General features: G+C 60.4%; 15 protein-coding genes. 5 read left to right on the top strand and 10 right to left on the bottom strand.

Features of this window, described 5'->3' with window-relative positions; translation table 11 throughout:
* Positions 1–503: 503 nt before the first annotated feature.
* The gene (locus tag OQE56_RS15720) at positions 504–6,104 is read right to left on the bottom strand and encodes a putative Ig domain-containing protein (protein WP_267225594.1); all 5,601 of its coding nucleotides are present in this window, start codon (positions 6,102–6,104) and stop codon (positions 504–506) included.
* 335 nt (positions 6,105–6,439) lie between these two features.
* Between OQE56_RS15720 and OQE56_RS15725 the strand changes: the two genes are divergently transcribed.
* The 4 genes from OQE56_RS15725 to OQE56_RS15740 are packed head-to-tail and all read left to right on the top strand — an operon-like array spanning position 6,440 to position 8,658.
* Entirely contained in the window at positions 6,440–6,946 is a 507-nt protein-coding gene (locus OQE56_RS15725; RefSeq protein ID WP_267225595.1) for a phage tail protein, read from the top strand.
* A gap of 18 nt (positions 6,947–6,964) precedes the next feature.
* Positions 6,965–7,495: a phage tail protein gene (locus OQE56_RS15730; RefSeq protein ID WP_267225596.1), complete on the top strand. Its 531-nt coding sequence runs from the start codon at positions 6,965–6,967 to the stop codon at positions 7,493–7,495.
* 52 nt (positions 7,496–7,547) lie between these two features.
* Positions 7,548–8,081, top strand: a complete 534-nt coding sequence (locus OQE56_RS15735) for a phage tail protein (RefSeq protein ID WP_267225597.1) — start codon at positions 7,548–7,550, stop codon at positions 8,079–8,081.
* A 7-nt stretch (positions 8,082–8,088) separates the two neighbouring features.
* Entirely contained in the window at positions 8,089–8,658 is a 570-nt protein-coding gene (locus OQE56_RS15740) for a GNAT family N-acetyltransferase (protein WP_267225598.1), read from the top strand.
* On the opposite strand, the gene OQE56_RS15745 is transcribed toward OQE56_RS15740, so the two are convergent.
* From OQE56_RS15745 to OQE56_RS15770, 6 genes are all read right to left on the bottom strand, one after another.
* Positions 8,651–8,953: a DUF6916 family protein gene (locus OQE56_RS15745; protein WP_267225599.1), complete on the bottom strand. Its 303-nt coding sequence runs from the start codon at positions 8,951–8,953 to the stop codon at positions 8,651–8,653. The two genes, OQE56_RS15740 and OQE56_RS15745, sit on opposite strands and share 8 nt — an antisense overlap.
* 330 nt (positions 8,954–9,283) lie before the next feature.
* A complete protein-coding gene (locus OQE56_RS15750) occupies positions 9,284–10,069 on the bottom strand; it encodes a hypothetical protein (protein WP_267225600.1) in 786 nt (261 codons plus the stop codon).
* Between the two features lie 268 nt (positions 10,070–10,337).
* Positions 10,338–10,694 carry a DUF1428 domain-containing protein gene (locus tag OQE56_RS15755; protein ID WP_267225601.1) on the bottom strand — a complete coding sequence of 119 codons (357 nt, stop codon included), beginning with the start codon at positions 10,692–10,694 and terminating at the stop codon, positions 10,338–10,340.
* A 139-nt stretch (positions 10,695–10,833) separates the two neighbouring features.
* Positions 10,834–11,853 carry an agmatine deiminase family protein gene (locus tag OQE56_RS15760; protein WP_267225602.1) on the bottom strand — a complete coding sequence of 340 codons (1,020 nt, stop codon included), beginning with the start codon at positions 11,851–11,853 and terminating at the stop codon, positions 10,834–10,836.
* Positions 11,854–12,144: 291 nt separating this feature from the next.
* The gene (locus OQE56_RS15765) at positions 12,145–13,386 is read right to left on the bottom strand and encodes a sensor histidine kinase (RefSeq protein ID WP_267225603.1); all 1,242 of its coding nucleotides are present in this window, start codon (positions 13,384–13,386) and stop codon (positions 12,145–12,147) included.
* A complete protein-coding gene (locus OQE56_RS15770) occupies positions 13,367–14,047 on the bottom strand; it encodes a response regulator transcription factor (protein WP_267225604.1) in 681 nt (226 codons plus the stop codon). The genes OQE56_RS15765 and OQE56_RS15770 overlap by 20 nt, the downstream gene beginning before the upstream one ends.
* A gap of 477 nt (positions 14,048–14,524) precedes the next feature.
* Here OQE56_RS15770 and OQE56_RS15775 point away from each other — a divergent pair, with 477 nt between their 5' ends.
* A complete protein-coding gene (locus tag OQE56_RS15775) occupies positions 14,525–15,283 on the top strand; it encodes a phytochelatin synthase family protein (RefSeq protein WP_267225605.1) in 759 nt (252 codons plus the stop codon).
* Positions 15,284–15,832: 549 nt separating this feature from the next.
* Here OQE56_RS15775 and OQE56_RS15780 read toward each other — a convergent pair.
* The 3 genes from OQE56_RS15780 to OQE56_RS15790 form a co-directional block, all read right to left on the bottom strand.
* Positions 15,833–16,717, bottom strand: coding sequence for a CPBP family intramembrane glutamic endopeptidase (locus OQE56_RS15780; RefSeq protein WP_267225606.1), 885 nt, complete (start codon positions 16,715–16,717; stop codon positions 15,833–15,835).
* A gap of 126 nt (positions 16,718–16,843) precedes the next feature.
* Complete coding sequence (locus tag OQE56_RS15785) at positions 16,844–17,503, bottom strand: hypothetical protein (RefSeq protein ID WP_267225607.1); 660 nt, start codon at positions 17,501–17,503, stop codon at positions 16,844–16,846.
* A 91-nt stretch (positions 17,504–17,594) separates the two neighbouring features.
* Positions 17,595–17,906, bottom strand: a complete 312-nt coding sequence (locus tag OQE56_RS15790) for a hypothetical protein (RefSeq protein WP_267225608.1) — start codon at positions 17,904–17,906, stop codon at positions 17,595–17,597.
* Positions 17,907–17,913: the final 7 nt, after the last annotated feature.

Raw genomic sequence — 17,913 nt, forward strand, 5'->3', positions numbered from 1 at the left:
GCCACCCAAATTGTTCCCCACGTTTTGCTTTGGCTTCGCCCAAGAGGATTTCCGCAGGCTCCACATCTAATCGATGCTGACAAACCCCCGATGACAACGACGATGATGAAAATTGTAATTGCGGGAGAAATGAAAGCCGAAAGAAGCGGCGGAATCACGGCCGCCAGAACAGGGAAACACGCCAACAAGAGAAAAAACCGCCGTCTAGGTCCCATTCCATTTACACCTGTCAAAAGCCGGCGCTTGCACTGGGTTGAGGAAGGCGCCTTTTATCGAATGTCCTCTTCGGGTCGGAACCGGACCTCACACGACTCGGCCGATCGACCACGGACCGCTTAGCTACAGAGTCGCATCCAACATCAGGCACTTTAGCCTTTCAGCGATGCGTCCCCAGTTTCCTCTCCCAGGTCATCAAGCCCCCCCAGCACTCACCAAGCTAACAAGCCACGACAAACCGGACTCAACGTAGCTTGGTGCCAGCCGGCTTTTCACTGCCTTATCGCTTACGGCTGGAACTTTTGCTCCACGCCTAGCAGGATCGACTGATTGTCGTGGCTGCTGTTGTCCAACAGGTTCTGGTATTCCATTCGTAGCATCAGTCCGCGCAACGTCTGAAGTTCCACGCCGACGCCAAACAGCATGTGGTTACGCGCCTGCTGATTGAGCGTGGCTTGATAAAGCGGCCCCGTAAGCAGATCGGCATAACGCATGGTCGCCTGACTCGCCCCTTCAAAGTCGCGTTGGTACTCAATGCGGAAGCGAGGCGTCCACACGCCGTAATCGCGCTTGATCATGAAATCGCCGCGCAGGCCCAGGCTGCCGGTGCTGCTGTCCACGGTCTGACGCTGGTAGCTCAGTGCGTAGATGCCGTCGCCATGTTCGGTATAGGCATCGAGCGTGGCATGGCCGATGTCCAGTCGCCCATACGGTGCCAGCACCCAGGTATCGCGGCGCCGTTCGTAGCCCACCGAGAACGAGCCGAACACCTGGCCGCCATCGCGGCTGCCTTGCACCGTGCCGCCATTGTCGGTGACGTAGCGACGCGCATCGAACGAAAGCCACTGATAGCCGACCAGGGCATCGATAAAGGTCGACTCGGCCGGACGGTAGCTCGCATACGCCGCCACGTTGTAGCTGTCGACGGTACTGCGACTGCCGTTGTGACCAATATCCGACGCATCGTGGCCATAACCCAGGCCACCGCCGACCGCCCACGAATCGCTGATTTGCTTGTCGGCACCGATGCTGAGTCCCGCCGTGGTGAAGTCGATGCCATTGGCGCTGCCACCCAGTTCGCGCGTGCCGAAGTTGGCCGCGCCGCCGGTCCAGATCGAGATGCTGCCAGGCAAACCACCACCGCCTGCGGTGCCGCCCGTCTGCGCGGGTGCCGAGCCATCTGGCTGCACAAGGTAGCGCCGCCCCCAATCATCCTCGCCATTGTCGTTATGCATGAGCCCCGTAACGGGGTCGCGACTGACGCGGCCACCACCGGACACCAGGCTGATGCCATTGGTGAATCCGCCAGTGGCGTTGCCGACGTGCAGGCTTTCCAGGCGCCGCTGGAAGTTGTTGATCTGGCCCGCTGCCAGGCGCCGGGTGGCATCGGCCTGCGCGTCGAGAATGCCCAGCACCTCAGCGTTCCTGGAAGGGTCGCTGCGCGGCGTCACCTGGATGGACAGGATCGCCGGTGCCGAGGTGGCATATGCATTGCTCAGGGTAAAGGCGAGCTGTGCCGCGCCGCTAAAGTTGGCGGCGACGGTGAGATCAAGCACGTAACCGTTGCCCGTGTTGCGGATGCTGGCGCTGCCTGCTTGTGCCGGCGTGATCGATAGCACGTTAGCGGCAGTGAACGGTCCACCCGTCGCACCACCCGTAAGGTCGACATGCACCGTGGTACCGGCAACGGCCTGCACCGCCAGCGATGTGGAGGGTAGCGGTAGCGGATTGACCGTGACGGTGGCATTCGCAGGCGCGGATGGTCCGAATGCGTTAGCCACGCTATAGCCGAAGGACACCGGACCCGAGGCATTCGCCGGTGGTGTGTAGACGATATCCATGCCTGCAACGGTCGCCGTGCCGGTACTCGGAGGCGACGTGATCGTCACCGCCGTGAACGGCCCGCCAGTGGCACCATTGGTCGCGTGGATGGTGACGGGTTTACCGGCCAATATGGTCGCGGTCTGCGGTGCGGCCACCGGTACCGCCAGCGCGGTCACGGTGATGCTGACGGAGGCAGGCGCGGACGTTCCACCCGGGCCGGTCGCGACGTACATCAACGTGTCGTTACCGAAGAAGTTGGCGGTCGGCGTGTAGATCACCGATAACCCGTTGACGCTCGCCGTTCCATGCGTTGGCGCCTGGGTGATCGCCACACTGGTGATCGGGCCCGTGTCATTGGCCGTCACCGCAATGGTCACGGGCGCATTGGATGGCGTAGTCGCCGCATCATTGACTGCCACCGGTACCGCCTGGCCTACAGTAAGCGCATAGGCCTGCGACCCGGTGAAATTTGCGCCATCCTTTGCGGTGATGGTGAAGGCATAGCTGCCGGCTGCGGTCGGTGTGCCCGTCAGCGCGCCATTGCTGGCAAGACTAAGCCCCGCTGGCAAGCTGCCGCCACTGACGTTGAAGACATAACTTCCGTTGCCACCGCTCGCTGTGAACTGCTGACTGAAGGCGGCACCCACCTGTGCCCCCGTCAATGTCGCCGGACTCACGGTGATGCTCGGCGCATTGACGGTCAGCGTGTAATTGCGCACTGCAGTGAAGGGCGCTCCTGTGCCGGTGCTGCTGTCAGTGGCGCGAATGGTGACGTTGAAGGTTCCCGCTGCGGTGGGCGTACCCGATAGCACACCCGTGCTGGCATTGAACGACAAGCCGGCCGGCAACGTACCCCCGCTTACTGCATAGGTGTACGGCGCCGTACCCCCACTGGCGTTGACGGTTTGACTATAGGCTGCTTCAGCAGTCGCCGTCGGCAGGCTGGCAGGGTTCAGCGCCACGACGGCTATACCGACTGTGACGCTGTAGGACTGCGTGCCCGTCGCGCCATTCGCATCGGTGGCCCGCACCGAGATGTTGAACGTTCCGGCAGCCGTCGGCGCACCACTGATGGCACCCGCACTGCTCAGGGTTAACCCAGCCGGCAACGCACCCGAGGTAACGGCAAACGTGTACGGTGCCACGCCACCACCCGCGGTGAGACCTTGGCTGTAGAACGTACCGACGGTTCCCCCCGGCACACTGCCAGGTGTCACCGTGATGGTGGGTACTGCAATGGACAGTGTGTAGTTCTGGGATGCACTGAATGGCGCGCCCGCGCCCGTACTCCGGTCCGTTGCCGTAATCGTGATCGGAAAGCTGCCGGTTTGTGTCGGCGTGCCGGAAAGTGTGCCGGTCGCTGCGTTCCAGGACATACCCGCCGGCAAGGCACCACTCTCAACGTACGTATAGGGCCCCACACCACCGCTTGCCGTGAAGGTTTGCACGTACGCCTGCGCGTAACTGCCATTGAGCGTCGATCCAGAAGGCGCAACCGTCACCACAGGCGCGGCGATGGTAACCGTGTAGCTCTGGACTCCGGTATACGGACCTGTGCCGGTGCTGCTGTCCTGTGCCCGCACGATGAAACTGTAGTTACCAGCGCCCGTAGGCGTGCCTGTCAGCGCGCCGTTGCTTGCCAGGCTCAGGCCGGGCGGCAACGAACCCGATGCGAGGGCGAACACGTAGGGCGCCGTACCGCCGCTGCTGCTCAAGCTTTGCGAATACGCCACGCCATCGGTGCCTGCTGCCAGCGTCGCAGGGCTGACCGTCAGGGTCGCCGCGTTGATCGTCAGCGTATAGGCCTGGCTACCGGTATTGGCGTTGGCATCGGTGGCCGTCACGGTGAAGGAAAAACCGCCTCCCGCCGTTGCTGTGCCCGACAACGTGCCACTGCTGCTCAGTGTCAAACCGGCAGGCAGTGCGCCTGAAGTCACTGCATACGTATAGGGGCCACTGCCGCCGCTCGCCGTGATGACCTGGCTGTACGACGTGCTCACTGAGCCCGCGGGCAAACTGCTCCCCGGACTCAACGTGATGCTTGGCGCGCTCACCGTCACCGAGTACGACTGCGAACCCGTAAACGGGCCGGTACCGGTGCTCCCATCCGTCGCGGTGATGGTGAAGCTGTAGTTGCCGTTGGCCGTCGGGTTACCGCTCAAGACACCGCTGCTGCTCAGCGCCATGCCGGTTGGCAACGCGCCTGCGGTCACGCTGAAGGTGTAAGGCGCCGTGCCGCCGGCGCCGGTCACCGTCTGGTTATAGGCGCCGTGCAACGTGGCTGCGGGCAGCGTGCCCGGTGCAACCGCGATGGTCGGTGCGGCGATGGTCAGCGAATACGACTGCGTGCTGGTGGCGCTCAGCGCATCCGTCACCGTAATCGAGAACGAGAAGGAGCCTCCCGCCGTCGGCGTACCGGACAGCACGCCGCTACTGCTCAAGCTCAACCCGGCGGGCAAGCTCCCCGCCGTCACCGCAAAGCTAAGCGGCGAGTTGCCGCCGCTGACGGCAATGGTCTGGCTATACGACGTACCGACCGAGCCCGCCGTCAGCGAGGTGGTCGTGATGACCGGTGGAAGGGCATTCACGGTCAACGTGTAGTTGCGACTTCCCGTGTACGGACCGGTGCCGGTACTGCTATCCGTTGCAGTGATCTGGAACGTAAACGCACCGGACACCGTCGGTGTTCCACTGAGCGTACCGGCACTGGACAACGTCATGCCCGCAGGCAGCGATCCCGATGTCACGGCGTAGGTATACGCGGCCGTGCCGCCGCTCGCGGTCAGTGACTGTGAATAGGCGCTCGCCTGGGTTGCGGAAGGCAACGTGGCCGGCGTCAAGGTAATGGTCGGCGCGGACACGATCAGCGTATACGCCTGCGTTCCCGTACTGGCACCGGCATCGTGCGCGGCGATGGTGAAGTTGAATGTGCCGCCGGCAGTCGGCGTTCCCGACAGCGCACCGGTGGATGTGTTCAACGACATGCCGGCGGGCAGGCTGCCGGCGGAAACGCTGTACGTATACGGCGCGGTGCCGCCGCTCGCGGCAACTCCGCCGCTGTATGACGAACCTACCTGACCATTGCCAAGCGAAGTGGGCGAAAACGTCAGCGGCGGCGGCGCCAGTACGGTGACGTTGTAGGTACGGGAATTGAAGTACGGGCCGCCTGCGCTGTGGTCGGTGGAGCGTATGGTGAAGCTGTAGCTGCCTTGTGTTGTGGGCGTGCCCGACACCACACCGGAATTCAGGCTCAGGCCCGGCGGCAACGGTCCTACGTCAACGCTATAGGTATATGGCGCCGTGCCGCCACTGGAACTCAGGGGCTGGCTATACGGTGCGCCTTGTACCGGGTTGGGCAGAGCGCTCAGCGTGATGGTGGGCACCGGCACGGTGACCGAGTAGCTCTTGTCCACCGACAAGCCCGTCTTATCCACCACATGGATCGTAAACGCGGAGCTGCCGGCCGTCGTCGGCGTGCCGGAGATGACATTGCCGCTTATCGTCAGGCCAGGTGGCAGGGAGCCGCTGCTCAACGTAAATGTATATGGCGCGGTGCCGCCTGTGGCGGATAGCGACGTGCTGTTAAACGTTCCAACGTTGAGCGCTGGATAGGTACCGGGCGAAACCGTGATGGGCGACGTCGAAGCACCGATCGCTACAGTGACGCTGATCGCTGTGCCGTTGCTATCGTTGAACGTAAAGCTGTCGGTCGTCTGACCGTTGCCGTTATTTACATAAGTGATCGTATCGGTGCTGCCATTCGAAATCGTCGCACTGCCGTTTAATGGCCCAGACGTCACGGGCCCGACACCGACGACACCCGGGAGCGAATCGCAAGCGGTGACATTGATCGAAATCGTACCGCCCGAGGCCATGGGCGATGTCGATGGCGTGGTATTCGAATCGGGGACACTGAAATTCGCGCACAGCGGTGCCGCCGCATGCGCAGGCATCGTCCACATCATGGCAAGGCATATCAGCGCAAAAGCGCCGAGTCGGCGAATCCAGCTCGCACGATGTCCAAACGACATCGCGGCGCGATGCCTCCACTGACGAAATTCCATGTCCGCCCCCTGGCAGAGACATTGATTGCTAGGCCAAACGCACACCAACAAGCATCGCCACGTGGCGACCATGTGAGATCTGGAACCCCTGCTGCGTACCCCTGGATCTGGCCGTCCATGCTTCCAGGCATGGAAAGACGAACGGCTTTTGTGACACACCGAAGTCATCATCGGCCATTCGGCATAGGCCAAATGGCTTCACCAATGCGTCACGCAGTGATCAGTGACTCAACATAGTAGTTCGTTGCGAATTGCACTTGTCAAGTCCAAAGCACTTAAGGGACAGTACGCGCCGCATGTCGGCCAGGGCGGCCCGGCATCTTCAGGGGGACAACATGGCAGAGGTATTTCTCGGGCAGATCATGCTCACGCCGTTCAATTTCGCGCCCAGAGGCATGGCGCAATGCAATGGCGCGCTTCTTCCCATCAACCAGAACACGGCGTTGTTCTCGTTGCTAGGCGTGACCTACGGCGGTAACGGCACCACCACCTTCCAGCTTCCTGATCTGCGCGGGCGCGCCCCGCTCGGGTATGGCACGTACAACAGCATTGGCGAGATCGCCGGCACGGAATCCGTCACGCTAAATTCCGATCAGATTCCGCAGCACACGCATATGGCCAATGCGAGCACCAACGCGGGTGGCGCGCGCAATCCGACCAGCGGTCTTTATGGCAACTCGGGCACTGAATCGATCTATGGGCCCTCCGGCGGCACCCAGGTCGTGCTCAATTCGTCCACGCTGGACGGAGGCGGCCAGAACCAACCGCACTCCAACATGCAGCCGTACCTCGTGCTCAATTTCTGCATTGCGTTGAACGGCATCTTTCCGTCGCGCGGCTAACGTCATCGGAGCATTTTCATGAGCACACCGTATCTCGGAGAAATCCGGCTGCTGCCGTACACGTTTGCGCCTGTGGGCTGGGCCGACTGTGACGGCTCGATGCTTAGCATCAACGACAACCAGGCGCTGTTCGCGCTTATCGGCACCACTTACGGCGGAGATGGCCAGATCACCTTCGGCCTGCCCGACTTGCGCGGACGCGTGCCCTTGCATCAAGGCCAGGGCCAAGGCCTCAGCGTGCGGGTGATCGGTGAAATAGCCGGCTACGAAAGCGTGTCGCTGACCGCCAACCAGCTGCCGGCGCATACGCACTCGTTCTCGGCGACCAGTGCTGCCGCCAGTGCGACTGCACCGGGCGGCAACGTCCAGCTTGGCGCCTTGTCCGGCGACTTTATGTACACCAGCGATATCACCGGCAGCGCCAGCGTTTCTCCGGCGCCGACCATGATCTCGAGCGCTGGCAGCAGCGCGCCCCACGACAACACGATGCCCACATTGACAGTGCGCTTCTGCATTGCGACCCAGGGCATCTTTCCGACACAGAGCTGACGACGCACCGAAACGCTTCGCAGAGCGAGCCGTAGCGACAGGGGATCACATTATGACCACACCGTTTCTGGGCGAAATTCAGCTGTTTGGCTTCAACTTCGCCCCCTATAACTGGGCGCAGTGCAACGGGCAATTCATGCCCATCTCGCAATATACGGCCCTGTTTTCGCTGCTCGGCACCAATTTCGGCGGCAATGGCACGAACATTTTCCAGCTGCCGAATTTTCAGGGCAATCTGCCTTGTTCGCAGGGACAAGGTCCAGGTTTGACCCCGCGTGCCATCGGCGAGACGTTCGGCAGCAACGACACCACGCTGAATAGCATCGAGATGGCTGCGCACAATCACAAGATGCACATCTTCGGCCAACCCGATTCGACCAAGCGCCATGGCGTGCCGCTCACCGGCGACGCCGTGCTGATCCCGGGGAGCGATGGCCCGTTCACCACGAGCAGCACCGCCAACACGACGTTTCCTGCAGCGATGACCGGGCCCAGTGGCAACGGGCTGGCGCATAACAACCAGCAGCCGTTTCTCGCCGTCAACTTCTGCATAGCGCTGGGTGGGGCGTTCCCCGTCCGGCCTTGACGCTGCCGTGCTTTCGACGCTCTCGTTTCCACCAGGTCAGGAGCTCTTATTCCGTCTGCCCGCGCACGTCCGGGCAGACGGTTTCTCCGTAAGGCCGGCCTGCGATGCGGATATCCCCTTCATGCGCCAGTTGTATGGCGATTTGCGTGGAAGCGAGCTGAATTCGCTACCTTGGCCGGAAGCGGCCAAGCAAACGTTTCTGGATCACCAGTTCTCGCTGCAGCACCGGCATTACATTCGCTACTACGTTCCCGGCGACTTCCTGCTGATCGCGCATGAAGGCGCGCCTATCGGCCGCCTTTATCTGCACCACGGAACGCCAGATTTCCTGCTGGTCGACATCGCCTTATCGCCGCAATGGCGCAACCGTGGCATGGGCACCCTGTTGATTCAGGCCGCCCAGGACGCCGCCGCACAAGCGTCGGCTCGCGGCCTCGCCTTGCATGTCGAGCAACGCAACACGGCAGCACGCCGGCTCTACGATCGGTTGGGCTTCATGCTTGCTGGCGAAAGCGACGGCCAACGCTTCGAGATGCATTGGCCATGCCGCGCCGAACTCACCAGCGCACTCAGTTGAACAGCGCCTGGTAGATAAAGCCCTGCTTGTCGCGCGCGATGGGCACCAGGAAAATCCCGAACTCACCCAGGGCCTGGTGCGTCATCGTGTAGGTCTTCTGTGGAAACACGATGGCCGATTCATTGCGGAACAGCAGGGAAAAGGGTGCACGCATCATGCCGGGCATCAGGCGCTCGTCTTTCGACATCGGCCGTGCCTCCACCAATACATACGGCGCCCGGCCATCACCCTCGATGGAAACCATGAAGGTTTCGTTGAGATGGGCGGCGAACTGCTCCAGAGTGAATAACTTCATTGTATGGCTGCCTTTTCCCTATCTGCCGTGCACATGTGAGGCGCATTCCATCTGAATGCCAACGTGCCGTTACCCGTAGAAACATGACGCACGCCCTGAGCATTTCCTCAGTGCCATCTCGGCCTGGCGTTCGAGGCACGTTGAGTTGCATATCGCGCGCGCCATCATCGCCCAAAGTGACGACTTTGGCACGAGCTATCAGAGACTCGGGGAGCGAAGGCTTTCATCCTGAAGGTCAGAGCGTCGCCTTCGAAAGCGGACGTCAAACATCGACAGCCGCGCCTCGGCCGATCGGCGGAGGCGCGACTGTACATTCCAGGCAGCTTCCTCTTACTGCTTGTTGGCCACCCATGACGTCGTGCGATTGCGCAGCTTGTCCTCAGTTACCACCTTGAGAGTCTTGCCATCAGCAGACGCCGTGGCAGTCATCACGGTAACGACCTTGCCATTGCGCAGGTCACTTTCCTCGAGCGTGTTGCCGGCAACTTTGACCTTGACACTCGTCACGCCCGGGTCACCCGTGAAGGGGGCTTCGGTGCCGTCGGTCTTCGCGCTGTAGGACTGCCCGGTGGCCGTGCTTAAAGTGAGCACGCCGTCCGCCTCTTTCCACGTCCATGTCGTGGCGTTGTCGGACACGCGGAGTGCCTTCGAAATTTGCCATTTGCCCGACCAGGCATGGGAACCCGCAGGGCCGGCAGCCACCCGGACAAACTCGTAGGAACCCGTCACCGGAGCGCCACTGCCGCTACTGTCCGTGTACTCGTTCCGGCCCGTCTTGCCGTCCGCTGCCACGACGGCCGACATCGTCTCGGTCACCTTGCCAGCCTTCTTGTAGGTGGTCTTGACCGTATTGGCGTCCACCACTTGGACGGCTACGGTGTCGAAATAGGGGTTGCCCGAGACCGGTTGGTCCTTCCCGTCAGCCTTGATTACGTAAGCTGGGACACAGCTTTTGCAGTCGAACATGCCGTTCTGCAAGACGAACTCGTACGGCTTTTTTGACTCCTGGGTTTGGTTCAAATCGGTCTTCCATGTACCGTCGAACGCACCACCTGCAAAGGCGCAAACCGGCGACAACAGCGCCAGGACAGCAAAAGCCCTTCGGAACGTACTCATAACTGGTACTCCCTTCAGTAGGTGACGGACGTGGCCATGAGCGGCCTTGGTTACAGCGGAACCAACGGCACCAAAGGGTCTTTGCTCGGAGCAGTGCTTACAACTATGCCTTGTCGTGTATTGATTTGCCCCGACAAGAAGAGAAACATTCAGCGTTTTGCCGGGGATGTCGCCTACTGCGCCCCCGGCCCCCTCGAACGACCACCAGGAAGCGCCCGCCTTGAGTCGGACGCCGGCCTTACCTTGAAAGCACGCGGGTCAGAGCCCCCTAGTCAGGCACACTAACCACCGGCTTGAAGCCGCCAAAGATCATGCGCTTGCCATCGAAGGGCATGTCACTGGCCGCCGGCATGCGCGGGTCTTTCATTATTTTCTCCATGCCGGCATCCCGGGTGGCCTTGTCGGGCCATTCGATCCAGGAGAACACCACGGATTCATCCTGCGTCGCCTGCACGGCGCGGCGAAAATCGGTGAGCTTGCCCTCTGGCACGTCATCGCCCCAGCATTCCATCACCCGGGTGGCGCCGTACTCCAGAAATATGGTGTCGAACGTACGGGCGTGCTCGATGAACGGTTCCCGGTTGGCGTTGGGTACGGCGATCACGAAACCATCGATGTAGGACATGACTATCTCCTTGACGAAGATGGCAGCCGACATGGCTGCCCCCATGTACCCGACGAACGAGTGCCCGGGAGATCGACACCGGGTCTCTGCTGCGTGTCTTCAAGATGGTCGCCTGGCACGCAACCGGACCTCGGGTGCCTCAAGGGGTGGCCGCTTCCGGCTGCTGCTGGGTGACGCAGTGGATCATGCCGCCATTGGCGTAGAGATTTCGTACATCGATGCCAACGACCGTGCGATCAGGAAAGACCTGCTGAAGGATGGCCTTCGCGACGGCGTCGTTAGCGTCGTTGTAGGTGGGCATCAGTACGACGTCATTGCCCACATAGAAATTCACATACGAACCCTGATATCCGAGATCCTTCCCGTAAGTGGTGACGACGTTCTTCGACGTAAGCGGGAGTGGTACGAACTTGTACGGCACATTATTGACATCCGTGGCCGAGTAAAGACGTTGGATGTCCAAGGCAGAAAGACCCCAGTCAGCGAGATCGCTTTGGCTCATCGTGACAATGGTGTCGCTCGTTGCAAATCGGGCGAAGCCATCGACATGCATGTCAGTGATGTCGGCATTCTTCACGCCATCCAGCCAGATGAAGTTTGAAACACCGAGATTGGCGGAAAGCGCAGCATCCATCTGATCTTCGGTCACGCCCGGGTTTCGGTTTGCATTGAGGATGGAGCTGCGCGTAGCCAGAAAGGTGCCACGCCCATCGGTTTCTACCGCGCCTCCTTCAACCACATAATCACGGAGGTCGATCGTCGGCATCCTCAGTTCGCTGGCGACCACTGCGGGGACTTCCGCACTCAACTGATACGGTTCCTTCTGCCCCCAGCCATTGAATCCCCAGTTTTCCACCGCCAGCGCCTGATCCGGGCCGACAACGAAGATCGGGCCATTGTCGCGAACCCAGACATCGTCGGTGGGTTGAACGACGAAGGTCACGTTGTCGAGCGATACGCCGGCATCCATGAGCACGCGCCCGATGCGGTCCTGCTCGCGTGCGTTGTAAGCAACGATATGAACCTTTTCGCCGCTTACGAGAGACCGCGTCATCTCGACCCAGGTCGACTCGATGCGATTCCTGTAGGTGGTTCCATAGGTGTAGGAATGTGGCCACTGCAGCCATGTGCCTTCGTGGCGCACGTTCTCGTGCGGCATCCTGCTTTGAGCGTTCGCGCAGGCGGTGCCTAGGAGTACCACGGCGGCCAGCAGCAGCCGGGCAGGTGTGCGTTTCGTAGCGTTATGTGACATGGCTGGACCTCGATGTGGGCGCCGGAAAGACGATGGGTTCGCCCGGCACCTTACGGAGCCAACCTGATATCGAGCTGACACGCGCTACGCTTAGACCCGTTGCTGGCGGCATCCACGTCCATGCCCGGCGGTCGACGCCCACCTGGGTAGCGATGGGCCTGATGCTGGTTACCGCGAAGCCGGCAATCCGCTCGCCCTTCAGCCGATCCGCAGGCGCGCCCTGGCGCCATGGGGCACGCGGTTTTCCAGGGTCAGTTGCCCACCATGAAGTTCGGCAATGTGCTGCACGATCGCCAGGCCAAGACCATAACCAGGGCTCCCTGGCGACTTGTGGAACGGCTCCCTTACGTTCGCCCATTGATCCGCGGGAAAGCCCGTACCGCCATCCTCGATCGTGACGGTGCCTTGGCGCACTGTTATGCGTACCGACGCACCGGCGGCGTCGTGGGGGCTTCCATGGATCAACGCGTTCTCGATCAGATTCCGCACCGCGATCTGCAAGAGGCGCTTATCCGCGACGACAACGGACGCGTCCAGATCCGTGACGATGGCATGTTCTTCCGGGAGTGCCGCTTCCACCAACAGGTCGAGTCGGACTTTCTCCTTCGTGATGCCTGTGGCTGATGACTCCAGCTGTGCCAGCAACAGCAGCTTGTCGGTCATGGCCGCGCTGGCTTTGGCGACATGGCGAACCTGCGCAAAGCCGTCTTCCAGTGACGTGTCCCCGTAAGTCGTCGAATCGCAGATGGCGAGCAGATTGGCCACCGGTGCGCGAAGCTCGTGAGCGGTCGCCGCGATAAAGCGCTCACGCATCTCCATGGTCTCGGCAACGGGCCGCAGGGCCTGGCGAGCCAGAAGGTTGCCAACCACGAGACCCAGCGAGGCAAGCGCGGTCATGGCAAGCAGCAGATTGCGCGTAAACACAGCCTGCGCTGCTTCGGTCGCCCTTGGGTCACCCAACACCAGAATAGTCGCCACAACGCGATCGGCGTCGTCGTAGGTGGGTGTGGTCAAAAACAGGAAGGCTGCGCCCGAGTTGTCGCGCCCCTCATGGATCACGCCATCCTCGCCGTCCACGTTGGCATCCGCCAACGCTGCGGGCGAGTGGAGGTTGAAGATGGCCCGCTTGGGTCTTAGAAGCACCTGGCCAGAGGGAGGCTGCGAGATGACATAGATATCCACGCCCCCCGTGAGGATGCCTGGCTCCTTCCGAAGAAGCTCGTCATGGAAACGCCCTTGCGCGTCGAACCAGGTCAATCCGTAGACAGCCATCGCCCGCAATCGCAGCATGTCTTCGAGTCCGGCCTGACCAAGCCGATGGTTCGTATGGATGGCCAGCATGCCGAGCGACGCAAAGCCCACGATCCACGCCAACGCCCAGCTCATGGTGAGCTTCAGGTACAAGCGCTGGTAGACGGCGTTAGGAGGTCGCTTTGCCATCGGCTGCATCGAGAATGTATCCAGCACCACGTACCGTGCGAAGCAGGGAAGGTGCACCAAGTTTCCTGCGCAGCGAGGCGATGAGCACCTCTTCGGCGTTGGACGCCGGTTGATGCTCCTCGCCCCAGCATCCGGCGATCAGCTCACTGCGCGACACGACCGTTCCGGCACGTTCCGCCAACAATTGCAGGGCAACAAATTCCTTGTTCCTCAGCGGAAGCGCAATACCGGAACGCCGGACTTCGCGGCGACCGATATCAATCTCGAGATCGGCAATGCGAATAACGCTGGGCCTGATGGTCGATCCGCGGCGTGCTATGGCAGTAATACGCGCCAGCAACTCATCCATGTCGAACGGCTTGACCAGATAGTCATCCCCACCCACTTCGAAGCCGCTCAGTCGATCAGACACGCGATCGAAGGCAGTCAGAAACAGCGCGGGTGTCGTCAGCCCTTGCTCGCGCCATGCCTTCAGACGGAATAGCGCATCGCCGTCAGGCAGCTGCCGATCCAGAACCCACACATCATAGGTATACGAACGAACAAAGGATTCGGCGGTCGCGCCATCGATGGCTTCGTCAACCGCATGCCCTGAGGCACGCAGACGTTTTGCAATGGCGTCTCTGACAAGGACCTGATCCTCGACAACTAAAGCGCGCATGACCCGAGTGACTTCTGTGACGCTTGTTGATGCGGCGAAGCATAACGCATGGCGGCACAGTGGGCCGGGGCCGCCCTGACGCGGCCAGGCGGCGAGGGCACTGCTGATCAGACTTCGTCCTGGGAATGTCCGCTTCGGGTCGGAAGCGAACCTAATCAAGATGCCAGCAACATCCAGCCAACAAGGCCCCATTAGCTACCTGACAGCATCAATGTCGTATTCACGACCGAGCGAAATGGGCAGTCAATCGGCCTGAAATCCGCAGTTGGTAGGACCTTAGTCTTAGCTCCCTTGTTGGATTGCTCAGTAACCTCACCGGCGTAATCTCCGGCGCCGGCGCATCGTCGGATGATTGCACAGTAGATGTCGTCTGCCGAAAACGAGCACGAAGGTCAATGTGACGCGAGCACCAACAGTACGTGCTGTTCAGAACGCGGACAGACGACGTATGGAGTGCCATGAGTTTCAGGGGGTCATGTGAAACGAGGACTGAGGTTCGTTGCAATCGCCGTCGTCGCCACCCTGACTGCGGGCTTCTCGGGTGCGATGTGGTACGGATTTTCTGAGCCGCCCGTTCACCGGTTGCCTTTGGCTCATGAGCTTATCGACGCAACGTCCACCGAAGGTAAGGAATTACTCGCATCCTCTTCTGCGAAAGTCGCCTATGAAGAGCTTCTTCCCTACTTCGTGGCGCAGAGCCGCAGGGCGTATTGTGGTGTTGCGACCGGATCCATCGTTGCAAACGCAGCGTTGCACCGCCAGCCATTCGTGACTCAGGAGACATTCTTCAGCTCGGAGGCGTCTGCACTGCGCAGCGAGGTCGCGGTCACGTTCAGCGGCCTGACCCTGTCGCAACTCGCAGCAATCCTGAGAAATCATGGGCTCGACGTCCAGGTTGTCCACGCGACACAAGATGGACTTGCGTCGTTTCGAGAGGTTGCCAGTGCCACGCTCGCCGAACCTCATCAGTTCCTCATCGTCAACTACGATCGTGCCGCGCTGAAGCAGGAGGGCCCCGGCCACATCTCACCGGTTGCCGCATACAACGCTGCATCGGACCGCCTGTTGGTCCTGGACGTGGCAGCGCAGAAGTATCCCTATACGTGGGTCCCATTGCGGGAGCTTTGGGACGCGATGAATACGGTTGATCCCCAATCCGGGGAGACACGGGGATTCCTTCTGGTTCGCGCATACCACGCCAAGCAAACGGCCCCGGGGAGCACGAGCGTTAACTAGTAGTGGCACGCGCCCGGATTTGATCAGACTGTCGAAAATCCAATGACCAGGGTCGGCACGAACCAACTCAAGGATGGCGTAACGTTCGCCGACAGTGGATGTGATCAGCCGAAAACAAGCACGACGGTCAATTTGACGCGAGCATCAACACACTCTTGTTGAGGTCCACTTCGCGTCGGAAGCGGACGCTAGCCCCGCTCCAATTACGGCCCACGTCTGTCGGACAATGCGCGCACTAGTGCCGCCATCCCAAAACCAGCGCCGGACGCAACGCACAACCAGAATAACCAGCCGAAAACGACAGGCCATCGGCATCGGGCCAGGCTTGCGCCGAGTGAGAAGGTCCCGTTACACGGGACAAAGGCCAAGGAATAGCCGCTTACCGCGTACATCCAAAACACGGCGGCGAGCAGGAACATGCCGCCCATACCAACGATGAGCCATTTTTTTGATCGGCGCTGTCGCGACATTAATCCCCCTGCTCCTCTCGCAACGTCCGCTCTGGGTCGGAAGCGGACCTTACAGTACCCAAATAGAACTACCTTTTGATCAACTGATCACAGCCGCCAATGCAACGACGTTGACGACTACATGAAGAAGTACGGCCGGTAGCAAAGACGAAGTCCAGCGAACAAGGAACCCGAGCGTCAGGCCGAATATGAACAGATAGATCAGCCTTCCCATTTCCAAGTGCATGGCAGCAAACAGAAGTGCCTGCCCAATCAATGCCGCCCACGTCGGCACACTATCCAGCAATGCCTTGAACACAATTCCACGAAAGAAAAGCTCCTCGATGACCGGCGTCAACACACCCGCAATGAGCACAAACAGTAGGGCTGACCAAGCGCCTGCATCATGGAGTGCCTCGAATAATATGGATAACCCGAACTGACTCGAATCGCTTCCTAAGCCAACCACTTTAGGGTGATGAAGTGAGGCTTCAACAATCCACTGATCGACGCTGATGCTTAGCGGCTTGATGACGAAATGCAGTCCGCAATAGCACGCCGTGATAGCAGCAATTAGCAATAAAAATGGCACCTCAGGTCGACGGAGACCAATGAATGCCCAAGTTGCCGCCCCTGATTTAATGAGCACATAGACTGAAACGAGGAGGCCCAGTTCGTAGCAGAGCGCCTCGGTATAGAAACGCCAGGGGGCATCGATCCACCCTTCCAGTAGCTCGGGACGCGGGCTCAACGTCCACCCAAGAGTCCACGCGACAAACAAGGCGGTCGCCAGAAGCGCCAAGGCCTGACCACCCAGGAGCGCCACCCCAAGGCGATTTGCAGGAAAAGCAGTCGCTGCTCCGTCAGCAACAGATCTTGGCCGAGCCAGCGTTACGACGACTACAAAGACGCTAACGATAAGGAAGCGATACGGCCATGGCCGCAGCATCGCACTCCAAATAATCCACGATGGCAGTTCTGTCATGAGCCCCGCCCCCTTCACCAAGGCCTAAGACGTCTTCAGAGCTAAGGTCCGCTACGGGTCGGAAGCGGACTCTTCCGGCCCAGCAATGTGCCACCCAACAACCGAGCCAATGGCATTGAAGTCTGCTCAATCCAATCGGATCCTCGGCCGCTTGTACGATATTCGAACCAGGGCCCCCTCTGCGAAATAGATAACAAACTCCGCGCCTGCGGGCTTAGGGCCGTGGATATCAAATGACCATACGTCGTAAGCATTGATCGACGTGTGGCCCGCTCGCGACGCCCGGTCAATTTCTATCCAGTTCCGGTTATCGCTGGTGATGACTTCACGAACAGCCAAATTGTGGTTGCTACTCACGGCATCCTTCAGGCCCGAGATCAGTTGTGCACTTGAGACACCAACCGAGTCGGCCCACGAACTAGCAAGATCACCCTCGGCTCGAACATCTGATACCCGGCAGTCACCAAACGTGAAAACAACCTTGCCGCCGTGATCGTCCGCAAGCTCAAGCGAACGGCCTTCTCCAGGCGACACCAGTCGTGAGGCATCTGAAAAGTTGATGCTTGGCCTAGCGGGAAGAACTGGCCGAATTGCCTCCACCCCCTTTTGCCGAGCGACTACCAAGGCCTCATCTTTCGACATCCCTATAGAGAAGCCTTCCAATGCGCCGTTCGTAACCTCCGCAGACTCGACGAATAGCGTGTTTGAACATCCGCTCAGTCCTGCCGAGGACGAGAAGATCAGTAGGGCCGCAAGTACGCACCAAGCTCCGCCTTTTACGTTCATCAGCCTTACTCCATCGCTGGATGGGAGAACTCCATGCGGATCAACGAGATCATTTTGTGCGACCCCGGCATGTCCGCTTCGGGTTGCGGATTCAGCCTGCTCCACCAAAGGCTTTCAGTGCCGGAAAGGCGACTATCGCCCAACAAAGGCCAAAGAAAATTGCTGCCTTCGACAATAGCTCGCCCCAGGGGAATGGCCGCTTTCCATCTGGGTTATCCCAGTGATGCGCGCCACCGCAGGCTTCCATGCCGATCTCGCAGCCGGGCTCGGCCACCTCCATGACAGCCTTTAGCCAGCGATCTCGCGACAAGCGGCGACGCCATACCGGTTGCTCAAGCCGATCAACCCCGTGGACCTGGAAGACCTGCTTGGCCACGTCGACTCCAATGCGCGTAAGCTTCATGGGTGGA

Source organism: Dyella silvae (assembly GCF_026421305.1).
Classification (GTDB): Bacteria; Pseudomonadota; Gammaproteobacteria; order Xanthomonadales; family Rhodanobacteraceae; genus Dyella; species Dyella silvae.